This window comes from Kineothrix sp. IPX-CK (assembly GCF_039134705.1).
Taxonomy (GTDB): Bacteria; Bacillota; Clostridia; order Lachnospirales; family Lachnospiraceae; genus Kineothrix; species Kineothrix sedimenti.
This window is the reverse complement of the sequence record NZ_CP146256.1, coordinates 330502-345798: the sequence shown is the minus strand read 5'-3', so window position 1 is coordinate 345798 and position 15297 is coordinate 330502. Positions and strand designations below refer to the sequence as shown.

General features: G+C 42.1%; 10 protein-coding genes. 1 reads left to right on the top strand and 9 read right to left on the bottom strand.

The window, feature by feature from the left end; genetic code table 11:
• Positions 1 to 4: 4 nt before the first annotated feature.
• The 9 genes from V6984_RS01615 to V6984_RS01575 form a co-directional block, all read right to left on the bottom strand.
• Entirely contained in the window at positions 5 to 1594 is a 1590-nt protein-coding gene (locus V6984_RS01615; protein WP_342758078.1) for a putative ABC exporter domain-containing protein, read from the bottom strand.
• Entirely contained in the window at positions 1591 to 2298 is a 708-nt protein-coding gene (locus V6984_RS01610; protein WP_342758077.1) for an ABC transporter ATP-binding protein, read from the bottom strand. The genes V6984_RS01615 and V6984_RS01610 overlap by 4 nt, the downstream gene beginning before the upstream one ends.
• A gap of 208 nt (positions 2299 to 2506) precedes the next feature.
• Positions 2507 to 4579, bottom strand: a complete 2073-nt coding sequence (locus V6984_RS01605) for a methyl-accepting chemotaxis protein (protein WP_342758076.1) — start codon at positions 4577 to 4579, stop codon at positions 2507 to 2509.
• Between the two features lie 124 nt (positions 4580 to 4703).
• Entirely contained in the window at positions 4704 to 6371 is a 1668-nt protein-coding gene (locus tag V6984_RS01600) for a response regulator (RefSeq protein ID WP_342758075.1), read from the bottom strand.
• 3 nt (positions 6372 to 6374) lie between these two features.
• The gene (locus tag V6984_RS01595) at positions 6375 to 8075 is read right to left on the bottom strand and encodes a sensor histidine kinase (RefSeq protein ID WP_342758074.1); all 1701 of its coding nucleotides are present in this window, start codon (positions 8073 to 8075) and stop codon (positions 6375 to 6377) included.
• Positions 8044 to 9771, bottom strand: a complete 1728-nt coding sequence (locus V6984_RS01590; protein WP_342758073.1) for a cache domain-containing sensor histidine kinase — start codon at positions 9769 to 9771, stop codon at positions 8044 to 8046. The genes V6984_RS01595 and V6984_RS01590 overlap by 32 nt, the downstream gene beginning before the upstream one ends.
• Before the next feature lie 34 nt (positions 9772 to 9805).
• Entirely contained in the window at positions 9806 to 10909 is a 1104-nt protein-coding gene (locus V6984_RS01585; protein ID WP_342758072.1) for a sugar ABC transporter substrate-binding protein, read from the bottom strand.
• A 169-nt stretch (positions 10910 to 11078) separates the two neighbouring features.
• Entirely contained in the window at positions 11079 to 12761 is a 1683-nt protein-coding gene (locus tag V6984_RS01580; RefSeq protein WP_342758071.1) for a ribulokinase, read from the bottom strand.
• A gap of 38 nt (positions 12762 to 12799) precedes the next feature.
• Entirely contained in the window at positions 12800 to 13576 is a 777-nt protein-coding gene (locus V6984_RS01575; RefSeq protein ID WP_342758070.1) for an SDR family oxidoreductase, read from the bottom strand.
• Between the two features lie 409 nt (positions 13577 to 13985).
• Between V6984_RS01575 and V6984_RS01570 the strand changes: the two genes are divergently transcribed.
• Positions 13986 to 15266, top strand: coding sequence for an IS110 family transposase (locus tag V6984_RS01570; RefSeq protein ID WP_342756534.1), 1281 nt, complete (start codon positions 13986 to 13988; stop codon positions 15264 to 15266).
• Positions 15267 to 15297: the final 31 nt, after the last annotated feature.

Sequence of the window (15297 nt, the reverse complement as noted above, 5' to 3'; positions counted from 1 at the left end):
AACCTCATTTTGCGGCTTGCTTCATACTTGGCATGTCACAGTTATGCAAGATGTTCTTCGACAGCGCAAAACAAACGAAAGCCACAGTCAATTCCCAACCAGACAAAATAAGCAATGCCAGCACTGTCCCTCCAAAACTATGCATCGAATAACCTATAATGAGGGCCGCAACAAGGCCAGGAGCCATGAATAGTACGACGACGAAAAAATAAATCATTATTTCAATACCTTGAGAAATGTTGGTTTCAGTCCAGCGCATTGACAAATAATTAACCCCCAGCAGCAGGAAAGAGAACAGAACATACACTAACATACTGCATAAAATGATAATCGGATTACTCCTCATGAGCAGGCCGGGGATACATAAGAAAAGTACGCTTTCCACAAATGTTCTTGCAATCAGTTCCATATTACTCCAAACGGCTTTCTTAAAAGGTGAACTTGGTATCATGTAAAGATAATGGGAGTATATTTCTAATAGCCCGCGCCCTGTTCCGATCATGAAAATCTGAATCCACATTAAGACCTGTAGTACAGTAATAATATAATCACCATTCAAAACAAAGATAGAAGCTCCAATAATAAAACCGGCTGTTATAATCGTGTACATACTAAAAAAGCCGAAACGATTTTTCCGGAAGGTTTCTCGTAAATGCTTATATAAAAATACGTGTGCCCCTTTGCCCGAAAGTCCTGTCTTTTTTACCTTGACTTTAGCCATAGTCGAACCTGTCGCCTGCACATCGCCCTCTGTCGCCGCCCGCTTTTTTTCATAAGCGGTTTCTGTGGCCACCAAAGCGTCCTCATAATAGTCCGAGCGACTGAGCATGATATATAGGAGCATACCCACGCCGGAAAAAAACAACAATGCCAGCCAGCCGAAGCCAGCAAGAAGATTCCCATTAATCAAGGAAATGGCACCGGCGGATGCCCATCCTATGAAGGGCGTCACAGCGAGAATAGGAGAAGCAATGATATTGTTCAATGAGAGAAAAAAATCACCGTTTGTCAAATAACTGGTAATAAAAGATACGATGAGCGGAAAAAAAATCGCAACTGCAAAAATACGCACAATTCGCTTTCTCACAGGCTTCCCGTTTGTTATACTATAAATTACCAGTGTCAACAGTGTCAACACCATCATATTAAGGATAAACGCCACAAAAAGGATGAGCACCCCGCCAAAGCCTACGCCGAAATTAGCCAAGGTACTGCCTTGGAACAAAATGAAAAATCCAGCCCAAAACGACATACCCGCAAGCCGGATAATTCCGTAAAGCAATGTAGCACGTGGATTGACCGGGGACACAAACAGCAGGTTGACATCGTTCATTTCAAAAATAGCATCGCCGGAGGCAAGCCCCTTTTGTATTGCCATACCATAAAAAAGGGTCAGGAATGCGAAGAAAACCGCGAGAAGATAAGAAGCCGGCAAATCACCTTTGCTTTGCGTAGCACCAAACAATGATGCCGCAAGCGCTCCAATAAATCCCAAAACAATGAGCAAATAGAGTACAAGCTTGCCCGGTTTTCTCAAAACATCCTTGAACCTGTTCTTGATACTAGTGCGAAGTAAATAGAAATGACTCTTCACGCCTCTTTCACCCCGCTTCCTTCGGTAATAGTGAAGTACAGATCTTCCAGATCCCCGCTTCCAAGTTCATCCCGGCGACAGGAACGGGCAATTTTTCCCTTGGTCATGATGCAGGTGGTATCCCAATTTTCCTCGACACTTTCAATCATATGGGTGGAAATGATCATGGCACAACCGTTATGCTTAAATTCAGCAATCAGCTTTTTCAATTCGCGGATGGCGTGGGGGTCAAGGCCAACCAGTGGTTCATCAAAAATGACCGCCTGTGGACGAGTCAGTGCTGCGCAGCAAATGCTCACCTTTTGTTGCATACCCTTAGAAAGCTCTTTGCCGAGCTTATTTTGTTTGTCATCCAGTTCAAACCTGCCCAGCAGCTCATCGGCCAATACCTCCCATGAATCCAACTCGTACGCACGGGCAATAAACTCAAGATGTTCCCGTACAGTCAGCATGGGGTAAAGCGCAGGCATCTCGGGAACATAACCCAAAATGCGCTTGGCCTCAATGCTCCGGTTATCATATCCGCTGATGGTTATTGATCCATTAAAGCGAAGGAGTCCGCAAATGCTTTTAATCAGCGTGGATTTGCCGGCGCCGTTAGGGCCAAGCAGCACCGTCAGTTCTCCAGGCATAACAGTGAGGGTGATATCACTGTTGGCAACAAATTTACCGTAACGTTTGGTAAGATTTTTAACTTCTATCATAGTATCACTTTCCTTTACTGTTATATTTAATCGTAGGTTATTGTATCAGAGTAGCAACCATATGAACTTTTTTCAGTAAGTCTAAAACCAGATATAATGCTGACAAGTATACTTGTCAGCATTATATCTGCGTTATGCAATCTTGTCAATAGGTTTTTGACCCATTTGGGATATTGCCGATTTGGAGACCAATATTGTTTCCATTAGCTTATACCATAAAACGCTTCAGGTTCTCCTCCAGATTCTTAGAGCAGTTCTTCAGCATAACTGCCATATTAGCAAGCTCTTCCAGAGTATTCAGCTGTTCCTGCGTAGATGCGGATACTTCTTCCGATGCTGCCGCTGCTGCTTCGGAAGCCTCCGCAATATGATTGATGCTGCCAAGAACGCTGTCTTTGTCTTGATCTATTTTATGAATTACCTCCATAATCTTTTTCATATCTTGCAGAAGTTCGTTCATTGCCGTATCAATTTTATCGAAATAATCTGCCGAAGCCTTTGACGATTCTGCCTGCTCTTTTATTACCGTGTTCGCTTTCATGATAAATTCCGTGGAAGCCTTTGTTTTTGACAGGATCTCCTTGGTTAGGCTCTCTATCTTCTCTGTCTGCCTCCCTGACTGCTCCGCAAGCTTTCTGATTTCTTCGGCAACAACCGTAAAACCTCTTCCATGTTCACCTGCTCTTGCTGCCTCGATGGAGGCATTTAAGGATAATAGCTCCGTTTGTTCTGAAGTTGTATTAAGAATTTCCGTGAACTCATTGATGACTGTTATACTTTTTGCAAGTCCTGATATCTGTTCGGCAACCCCTTCTGTGATAGAGATAACCTCTAACGCTTTCCCATCGAGTAACTGTGCCGCCTGAATTCCTTCTACCGTATAGTTCTTAACATTTCTAGCCGCAGACTCCATGGCATTCGTACTGCTTACCGCATGGCCGATTCCATCAGCTAAACTGGCGAAAACCTGCACACTATTGTCAATCTCCTCGCTCTGCATCCCCGCACCCATTGCAACATCATCAATTGCACTGGATATTTCGGACGCAGTACGAGTTGTTGCCGCGGATATCTTTGACAAGGCTTCTGCTGTTTTGCTCACTTCCTCCGACAGTTCATTGCTTTGTGATATAAGCGTCCGGAGACTTTTCACCATGGCGTTAAAAGAACTGGCTACCTTTCCGATCTCGTCGGTACGCTTTGTTCTTGCTGTGACTGTCAAGTCGCCTTCAGCTGAAAGAGACATTGTTTTTTCCACACCCTTCAATGCCTTTGTCATATTAAGTGCAAAGAACGATCCCCCAAATACGGCTAATGCTGAAAAAACAGCTCCCACCAGCATGATTAGATTCTTGATTTCATTGGACCCCTGAAGCACTTCAGCTTCCGGAATCTTGATTATGTAAATAAAGCCTGATTTATCGCATTTATTATAGGTAACAATCGTGCTGACGCCATTTACCTCCATGGTAAAGGTATCGGCATCAACCAGCTTCGCTCTTTCTTCCACTTCTGTAAAAACAAGTTCTTCCTCTCCTTTTACCATTTCGCTGTATGGAAGAGCAGAAATCCTGCTGCCATTAGACGCGATCAGATAAGAGCTGTCATTCTCACCGACTTTTATCTTAGATAGCATAGACATAAATGCATCATAACTTAATTCGATCTTAACCGCTCCAACCGACTGCGTATTCGAGTAGTAGAAGCTTTTAACCGCCTTTCCGACAGTGAGATATCCATCATTCACATAGGTATCCACCTCGTCGGCATTTAACCATATCATATCCGTACTGTCAATCAGCTTCCGGTAAACAACGGTTTCACGGACATCTGTAACACCTTCGGGCAGCGTGGCGACCGGACCTATTACATCTCCGGTAACATACATTAATGACAGACTGTTAATAAATTTATTTGTAATCGTAATACTTTGAATCTCTTTATCGAGCACTTGCAAGAGCTTCTTTCTTTCCATACTCCACTCTGCTTTTTCTTTATCGCTAAGTCCCTTCTGCGGTTCCAGATTATTGACAACGTCCTGGAATGCAGTACTTAAAGAAACCTGCAGAAACATCTGATTAATCCGATCCATCTCTTGGTCGATCATATCGGCTGTCTGCGAAGCAAGGGCCTCCTTTGATTTCTTGGACTGCTCCTCCAGAGCTGCTTTCGATATTCCTGTAGCCATAATTCCAATAATCAGGATTGGAACAAAAACCACTGTTAATATGACACTAATTAATTTTTGCAGTAAACTCATTCTTTTCAGGAATTTTTTCATTCGTATTACCCCCATGAACAATAATACATATTGATAGCAGTATAAATCATAATTATCTTGAATAATATTCAAGATTTATACTTATTTTCCCAAAAATATACTACATTCTTAATGTCTTTGAGCCTTATACCTCCTGCAGCTGCTCCGCTTCCCGTCTTCCCCGATTCCTGTATTCCTTCGGTGTAAGCGCCACATACTTCTTAAATTGCACGGAAAAGTACTTGTAATCGCTATATCCTATCATTTCCGCTATCTTATAAACTTTATAATTCGTATTTACCAGTAATTTCTTGGCCTCCTGCATACGAAGCTTCTGAATATAGTCAATATAAGTAATTCCGGTGACCTTCTTAAACAAAAAACTGAAATAAGTTTCCGACAAGTAGACGTGCTCACTGATCATTCTAAGCGTAATCTTTTCGCTCAGATATGTCGCAATATATGCTTTTGCCTTATCGATGATCATTTGCTGCTCTTTAATTTCCATCGGGGCAATGGTTTCATCTATTTCTTTTGCAAGCGTCACCATGACATAGATAATATAAGCTGCCAGTTCCTTGACCGTTAATGCCTCTTTTACAAATTCATTAAACTCATCTCCGATAATTTCCTCCATTATCCCATTGCTATTTGTAATTTTGGACTGAACCATTAGTTTAAGGGCGATACAATAATTTTTCACAATCTCAGGCAGTAAATTCTGCTCTGCGAGCTCTCGGAACATAGCCATCAAATATTTTTTTGTATCCTCATGGTTTCCATTGCTGATAGCGACAGCTACATGCTCCATCTCTTCCGGGTAAAAACGGATAAAATTCTGTTCGTACTTGGATTCATTATTATCCTGATAGACCTGGACTCTATGTTCCCCAAGATAAAAGTTATTCTGAATTGATTTTTTTGCCTGAATGAAAGATTTTGCTATATAGTGGATAGAAGGATAACTCAAACCAATTCCTATGGTGTAGGGCACTGTCACATTCTTAAACAGGCAGCTATGGATACTTTCACTGATACTTTCCAGACAGGGAATCATCAGCGCATCCTGTTTCTCCTTTGTCGGAAAGCAGAATACAAAATTGATCGTATCATAATCCTCTACAATATAATAAACATCATCAATGTTGCACAATTCTTCATTTATGATATTCCGATAGGCAAAGGTAAGCAAGCGTTTATCGGTGCCCCATGTGGATTCCAGCTCTGTGAAGATACTCTTTCTATCGAATTTGATCGTTGCCGCCGCAAAATAATGGCCGCTGAAATCCATCTCCAAAGAGGCTGTCTTCTCCTCGAAATCATTAAAGAGGCTGATATCCCCATCTAACATGGACTGGAGGAATTCATTCCTGAGGGTTTCATATCCTGCATTCAAGTAAATATTGCTATGATATATTTCTTCCTTGATCTCCCTTTTGCGGTCCATATTCTCCTTCAGGGCGGTAAAGGTATCCAGCAGTTTTTTCTTATTAACGGGCTTCAATAAATAATCGAAGGTCCTAAAACTAATTGCCTGACGGGCATATTCAAATTCCGCAAACCCGCTTAGGATGATAATTTCAATATCGGGATATCGCTGCCTCGCCATTTTGGACAGCTCCATGCCTCCCATAACCGGCATTTTAATATCTGTCAATAAAACATCCACCTGAATTTTCTCAAGCTGTTCCAAGGCAGCCTTTCCATTCGTGCTTTCCGCTACGACTACAAATCCCAAGGATTGCCACGGGATGCTGTTTACGATACCTTTTCGTATCATGTTCTCATCTTCTACTACCATCAATCTATACATAGCTTACTCCTTAACCGGGATACACAGACTTACTGTAGTACCTTCATTTATTTTCGATTTAATACTTATACCATAAGGCTCGCCAAAGTATATCTTAATTCTCTGATTTACGTTTCTCATTCCAATACTATCCCCTACTCCAAGAATCGAGCTGTTCATCGCTAACATTATTCTGTCACAGGCATCTTTTTCCATACCGCTGCCATTGTCCTTTATCTGAAAAACGATCGTATTCTCTTCCTTCTTTCCCGTAATATGGATGATTCCCCCTCCTTCTATCCCTTCAAATCCATGAGCAATGCAGTTTTCAATAATGGGCTGCAAAATGAGCTTCACTGTTTTATAATGCACAATCCCGGAATCTATGTTCCATAATACATCGAACTGATTCTTGTGCATAATCTTTTGCAGGCATACATAGCTTTTAACATTTTCAATCTCCGTACTGATGGACACAAAGGCACCTTTTTCCGATACGCTTGTTTTGAAGAACTCACCAAGAGCCGATACCATCTCTCCGATTTCTTCATAGTCCTTCATCTGTGCAATCCAGAATACATTGTCCAGCAGATTATATAGAAAATGAGGATTAATACGCTGCTGCAGGGCTACCAGCTCGAGCTCCTTGATTCTGGTCCTGAGCTGCGTTTCATTTATATTCGTGGTATAGGTTTCCTCCAGCACTTCGTTTAGCTTGTTAAGCATCGAGGTAAACACCCTGTTTAAGATTTCATTCTCATCCTGAGAATTTATATCTGCTTCTTCCTCCGGTTCGATAAATATATCTCCTTCCTTAATCTGCTCCATCCGTCCAAGTAACCGGTTCAAAGGAATCTTAATGCTTTCATTCACCAGATAGGAAGTGCCGCCTGCACCAATTACAACGAACAGGAATATTACAATCGTAGTTATCAGCCCAAGCAGATCATATTTTGTTTGAATAAATGTATTTTTTATTTTAAGTCCCGTGTCTAAAATCGGAACCGTAACCTCATAAAACAGTTCCGGGTTCTCGAACTGGGAACCGGCAACGGCTCTTCCCTGGGTATCCGTGACAGCAATCTTTTGCTTTGCCGAACCCACGGCGTTATTAAGCACGCTCTCCACCGCGTCCAAATTGATCAGCACGACATATCTTGCCCTCAATCCGCTGGTATAATCTACTTCAACCATTTCTGTTCTGCACAGGGCAGGCTGCTTTCCATAGTCCAGATAATGCCATTTTAAATCATCCTCCAGACCGTTTCTGATTTCTTTTTCATTAATCAGCGTCTTGGTATATAAAAATGAAGTTCCATCCTCAAGGAGAATTGCCGCATAGTCTATCTCCTCCTGATTGGAAACAATACTTGCTATCGTATTCTCAATCCGGTTGCTTACCTCCTCGGTCTGGTATATCGGAGAGGTTGCATATAAATATATGTCCGTTAAGATGTCGTTGTTCTCTTTTAAATATTTGAATTTTAATTCCATCTGTTCGAACATGTCATTGACACGGATATCGGACTCATAGGCAAAATTATCATAATTGCTTCTAAGGTTATCATTATAATAGAGAAATTCTACAGCTGCGCTGATACTGATCACAGTTGAAATCGGGATAACGCACAATATCATAAAGGCGTAAAAAAGGCGTCTGCGTATCGAAATTTTTCTAAGGTATCCTACAAACTTATCCATATTGTTTTTTACCTTCGCTTCCATTGTCCTTATATACCGGCATTGTTACCCTGATTTTCTCCGCTTCGTTATCCATAATTACGCCGAAGGCTTCCCCATAGTAAAGTCTCAGCCGTTCATCCACACTGTTAATACCCCTGGTGTTTATCTGCGTTTTATCGAGCTGACTCAGGAAATATTCTACAGCATTTCCAGTCATAGTTACCCGAATGGTATCAAGTTCCTCCACAATAGATATGCTAATGTCAATCTGACTTTCAAGATCATCCAGATTGGCCGAAATCACATCCTCTACAATCGGGTGGATCGCCAGCTTTATAATTTTGGTATGACGCATGGACATGGACACATCCCAATAATTTACGATCCGATTCTCAAAACGTTTGTTTTGTAAAAAAATATAGTTGTTTACACTTTCCACTTCATTTTCTATGGTAATGTATTCCCGCCCTTTTATGATAATAACCCTTAAATAATTCCCAAGTGCATTAACAATCTCACTGATTTCCTCGTCCCCTTCCAGCTGCCCGTTCCAGTATATGGATTCCAGTGTATTGTATAAAAAATGCGGATTTATCTGCTGCTGAAGCGCAGAAAGCTCCGCTTCTTTCCGAAGCTCCCTTAGCTTTGTTTCCTGCAGCTTAATATCATACTGCTTCTGAAGAGCCTCCACAAGATTACTGCTCATCTTGTTAAAGCCTTCTATAACCGCATGATATTCATCTCTCCCATCGTCCTCTACGAACTTCTCTACCTTCGGTTTCTTCATTTCCTCCATTAAGCGGTTGATAGGCTCGGTAACGCTTCTTGTAAACAATATGGCAAACATAAAAGCCAGTAAGGCAAACAGCACTGCGGTAAATAAGGTGATTCCAAACTGAATAAAAGCCGACTTAAGAAGCGTCTGCATGTCTATGTTATTAACTATGGTCAGATTCGTATTAGAAATCGGTTTTGAAATGGATATGGAAAGAATCTTATCGCCGCCGAAGACAGCTCCCACCTGTTCTTCGTTAGAAGCGCTTATAATAATATTGTTCTCATCAATAATCATTACCTCATTTAAGAGATTTGTAACATTTTCATAACACACCTTATTAAAGTAGGACAAGTCCAGGGCTGCGACAATGTTTCCGACACATCCTTCATCGCTGTATATACCCCTTGTCAATATTACATAGCTGCTTTGGTCGCTTGGGACCTCCTTAGGGCTTACCTTCATAAGGACCTGCCTCGCTTCTCTGGAGAGCAGCTTGCTGGTTGCAAAATCACCATTGGATACGGGGGATGGATAATAGAAATAGGAACGGTTCACGGAGACCATTTCACAGGTATTAACAGCGCCGCTCGACCCAAAAGTACTGCCCATAACCAAACGTATATGATTTTCTATATCACTTTTCTGGTTCCAGTCTACTTGATTATAAATCATAAGGTCATTCACAATCTCCGGGTTCATTGCGACTTCTTCCAATAAATTCATATGAGAAAACATATAATAAGAGATATTATTGGCAATCTGGGAAGAAGATTCCTGCAGGAAGATCTTTGCTGCCTGCTCATTTTTAGAAAAGGAGTACACCGCATTATACCCTCCGATCAGGAGTATCGGCAAAACAGACATATAAACAAAGCACCAGATCAGTCTTCTATAAATGCTGTATTTATATAGGTTATTCAATCCCCATTCTTTTATCATGCCAAGACATCCGTTAACCATTAACACTCCTTACGCCGCTAAAACAGGCGCTCATTTACTTATTGTATTGAAATCCCCACAGCTTTTCCGCGATGTACGACCAATGCCTGATATCATTACTGTTATCGGCATTGATAATATATGGCGGAATCGTGACCTTCGCCTGATTGTCTGCAATACTGATATCACAGCTTTGCCAGTAGGTTCCTTCGCAAAAATACTCGCCTTCGGGAATTTCCTTTCCAGCCAAAACATAATCTGCCAACAGATCCACTGTAATATCGCCATATGCGATCACATCCTGTGCAACAGCGGCATCTACATAGCCTTTATTGATTAAACTTACGAAATATGGTTCCGCATCAATTGTCACAAGGATAATATGCCCCTCCTTCCAAAAGGGATACCAATGTCCTGATTCCTGAAGAGCTTCCACCAGTCCCCTTCCCGGATGCTCGCTGGAGCAATGAACAGCATCAATTTCTATTCCTTCTTCAAAAGCTTTGGTAAGCTCTTCCTTCACCAGCTCCGGTCTTCCTTCCGTTGCCTTCGGCAAATAGGTTATATTAGGATACTGGCTGATTACCTCTTCAAACCCTTCCTTTCGAAGCCTCCATGCATTGCTTGTGAGTTTCCCGTAAGCATTAAATACGGTTCCCTTTGCTTCCCCATACCTCTCAATCAATTGTTCCACGATGGCCTCTGCTGCCAATTGCCCGGCCTTATAGTTGTCAAAGCTTACATCGATCGCCAGCGTTCCTCCTACCGCATTGGTATCAATGGTACACATAGGTATTCCTGCGTCATTTCCCCGGCGAATCCCTTCCTCAATGGATATACTGTCGATTGCAGTAGTAATAATCGCATCCGGTTCCTGCTTAATGAAATTTACGATCTGCTGGTTCTGCCTCATAGGATCATAATCGGCCACAGAGTTCTGGAAGACCCATCCTCTTTCCTCTACCGCCTTTTTTACCGATTCATTCATGATAGCATAAAAATAAGAATTAAAGCTTTTATGAGCAAATGCGATCGTAACCGGTTTTTCCTCCGTAACAGCAGCATCTTTTACCATACTTCCGTCGGATTCTATCCCGGTGCATGAAACGAACAGCATCATGCATAGTATTATACCTATAAATAGCTTACTGCGACCCATTCCATACCTCCGCTGCTTTGTCTCCATACTTTGAGTATGCTATTTTATCTGAAAATTATATCATATTTTCCGCTGCTTGTGGATTTCATTCCCTTTTGTTTTCCAAAGTGGCGTTCCCCTTTTATTTTTTAAAATGGGATGCCCCCATAAGCAGGAACATCCCAACATATTACCTTTTGGCTCTCATTGCATCATTCTTAATGCTTTTGAGACGTTTCATAACATTATTTCCGCCTTTTCCGAAATAATCGTGCAAAAGCTTATACTCTTTAAACAGCTCATCATATCTTCGTACATTATCGGCATTTGGAATGTATACTTTATCTTGAAGACGGGACATATGTTCTGAGGCTTCCTCAATAGTATCATAACCACCTCTTCCGGCTCCTGCTGCAACTGCTCCGAACAGGGCGGCTCCAAGAGCCGGCGCCTGCTTTGACGCGGATATCCGGATTTCCTTATTGGTCACATCTGCATAAATCTGCATCGTCAGCTCACTTTTACGCGCAATTCCTCCGGCTGCATAAAGCTCCTCAATAGGAACTCCTCCTTCTTCAAAAGCTTCTATAATAATCCTCGTGCCATAGGCGGTAGCTTCCACCAGAGCGCGGTAAATCTCCTCCGGCTTCGTCTGCAGGGTAGCCCCTAACAGCAGTCCGCTCAAATCGGCATCTGTTAAGATACTGCGGTTTCCATTCCACCAATCCAAAGCGATGAGCCCACTTTCTCCCGGGAGCTGGTCTCTTACCTTTTCCTCAAGAAGCTGATGGATGCTGATTCCTTTTTCAGCGGCTTCCTTCTCATAGCTGCTTGATACGCAGTTATTTACAAGCCAGTCAAAATGGTCACCAACACATGCCTGACCTGCTTCATAAGCATAATATCCCGGGACCACACCATCTTCTACCACACCGCCGACACCGGGAATAAAATGTTCTTCCTTGCTCATCATGATGTGACAGGTACTGGTTCCCATAATCATAAGCATCTTTCCCGGCTCTGTGATCCTGACAGCCGGCAATGCTACATGCGCATCTATATTTGCCACTGCTACAGGAGTTCCTTCCGCGAGACCGGTTAACTCCGCCGCACTCTCGGTAAGATATCCCGCAAGGTCTGTTGTTGCATATATATGATTGCTTAATTTCTCCTCTACGAAGTTCTCCATCTCAGGATCCAGCTGTGCAAAAAATTCCTTATCAGGATATCCATCCCTCTTAGACCACACTGCCTTATAACCAGCCTGACACAGGCTTCTTTTTTCTTCTCCGACAAGCATCATGACTACCCAGTCACCGGCCTCCATAAAGCGATCCATTGCCTGATAGATTTCCTCGTCTTCATGAAGTATTTGCATTGCCTTGGGAACTACCCACTCGGAAGACATTCTGCCTCCGTAACGGGCCATGAATTTTTCACCTCTGCGATGGGCAACTTCATTAAATAAGTCTGCTTCGCTTTGTGCTGCATGGTGTTTCCAAAGCTTTACATACGCATGCGGCCTGTTCTTAAATTCTTCTTTAAAGCAAAGCGGCGTACCGTCTTTGTCTACAGGGAGCACTGTGCAGGATGTAAAGTCAACACCAATTCCAATAACTTGTTCTTTACTGACATTGCCTGTTCTAAGTACTTCGGGAATTGCTGTCTTCAGAACATCCAAATAATCCTGCGGATGCTGTAACGCGGTTTCACTTGCCAGACGCTCCTTAGAGTCCGGTAAATACTTATCCATAACGGCATGCTTATATTCCAGTACGGAATAACAAATTTCTTCGCCGTTTTCAACATCTACCAGTACTACGCGCCCCGACAGAGTTCCATAGTCGATACCAATGGTATATTTTTTCATCATCTTCCTCCTAGCATCTATGAGCAACCGAAACTGTCTGCTTAGAAGCAGGTGAATGCTCCGTCAATAGCAAAGTCCGATCCGGTGGTGAAATCACTGGTGTCACCTGCGAGATAAACAGCAATCGCCTGTAACTCATCCGTACGTCCCATTCTGCCCATAGGTGCCATTGCATTCCACTGATCGATGAGAGCTTTTAGATGTGGTGCATTCAATACAAGCTCTGTTCCGATATATCCCGGACTGATGCAGTTAACTCTTACACCGCGTTTTGCAAATTCAACTGCCATGGATTTCGTCAATTGAATCACTCCTGCCTTGGAAGCATTGTAGGAGCACTGCGGTTGGGGCACATTAACGATATGTCCGGACATGGATGCCGTATTGATAATAGAACCTTTGCCTTGCTTTAACATAACCTTGGCTGCTGCCTGTGAGGTTAAGAATACGCCGGTCAGATTGATATCGATCACCTTCTTAAACTGATCCAGAGTCATCTCCTCTGCCGGGATGTTTAAGCATATACCTGCATTACAGAAGGCAACGTCCAATTTGCCGAATTCTTTAACAATCGTATCAATCATTTGGTCTACATCTGCCTGGCTCGTAACATCCGCTTTTATTGCGATTGTCCTCACGCCTGTAGAATCCGAGATTTCCTTCGCCGTCTTTTCAGATTCCTCTATATCTACATCAACTATCGCCACATGGCTTCCCGCCTCGGCCAGCGCAACAGCTATCGCCTTGCCGATTCCTCTCGCTCCGCCTGTCACAAACGATACCTTGCCGTCTAATCTCATTCTCTCCATGATTCCCATTTGCATATTCTCCTCGTATTATAAGTTTATAGACCTCAATCATAGAGGCTATAGACTTATTTTTTATGATATAGGTATTAGATGAATTGTTGGTCATCTTGTTATACCTACATTGTTAATAAGTTGCTTTATAGTCATGGTCCCAGATGTTACAATTAAGTTCACAAGAACTGTAGCTGTGGTCACTGCTTTAATTCTCCAGCAAAACATTTTGTTATTGCCAAGAAAGCTTGCAGCCCTAATGCTACGCTAAGACTTATTACACAAATGCTGCATCCTGGTATCTAGCCACCAGCAGGGTATTTCTTACCGGAGAATGCTAATAACGCGAGGGTTAGGGTGGCGTAGTGATCTGGGACAAGCCATGATTACATTCTTTTTATTCTGCTATGAAAGGTGGTGACTATCCGTGAAAGAAAAAATCGATTACCTCTCAACGCTTTTTGTTGGGATTGATATTGCATCCCGTATTCATGTTATTTCTGCACTTGATTTTAATCAGGAGTTCTTCATAAAAATGAAATCTATTGAAAATACTCAAGAAGGTGCAGCTCTTCTTGAAAGTCTAATTGTTGATGTCCTTACTGCAAATCATCAGTTCAAATTCGTTGTAATCGGCATGGAATCAACAGGATTTTATGGAGTTCATCTGGCCAATTACCTTTCAGCCAGCGATCTATTAGCTCCATTTTCCGTCCGTGTTTATTGCCTCAATCCAAAGGAAGTGAAGAATTACAAAAAGTCCTTCAACGACATTGGAAAAAATGATGGCATAGATTCCTTTGTTATTGCTGATTTTGCCCGTGTTGGCCGTATCAGCATCAAGCCTTGGCGTGGTTCCCAATATCTCGCCTTACAACGCCTTACCAGACATCGTATGCACATCACTGAATGTATTGCCAGAGAGAAAACATATATGTTAAATAACATTTTTCTGAAGTTCAGTGAGTATGCCTTATTACGCAATGGAGAGCATCCTTTTTCAAATAAATATGGTGCTACAGCCGAGGCTATTCTTACAGAGTTCACAACAAATGAGGACATAGTAAATACCTCTATTGAAGACCTTGTTGTATTCATTAGCTCTAAAAGTAAAGGTCGCATCGCAGATCCGGAAGAAACAGCTAAGATAATACAGGCTGCAGCTCGTAATTCATACAGGCTTGATAAATGCCTATATGAGCCACTTACGATATCAATTGCCTCCTCATTTAACTGCATCAGCTCTTTTGAGAAGGAATTAAAAGCAATTGATAAAGCAATCCTTCAAACTGTGCAAGGGTTAAATCCCGAGGAATATACAGTGCTTAATTCCATCCCTGGAATTGGCAAGGTTTACTCTGCCGGAATTCTTGCTGAAATAGGTTCTGTTAAAGTTTTTCAAAGTGCTGACTCACTCGCAAAATACTGCGGTATCGTTTGGAATGATAATGATTCAGGCGATTTTGAATCAGAAGACAAACATATGAGTAAGGCTGGCAACCGTTACCTTCGGTATTACATCATTGAAGCAACTGGAAGTGTTATAAGACACTGTCCTGAGTATGAACACTTCTATCATAAGAAATATGCTGAAACAAGAAACCATCAGCACAAACGTGCACTCGCGTTGACTTCCCGTAAATTTATACGTCTGCTCTATGGTCTGCTGGACAAGAGCCAACTCTACTCTCCGGAAAAGAGTAGGTAATTCATATCTCATTCTAAATCTACGTTTTTGT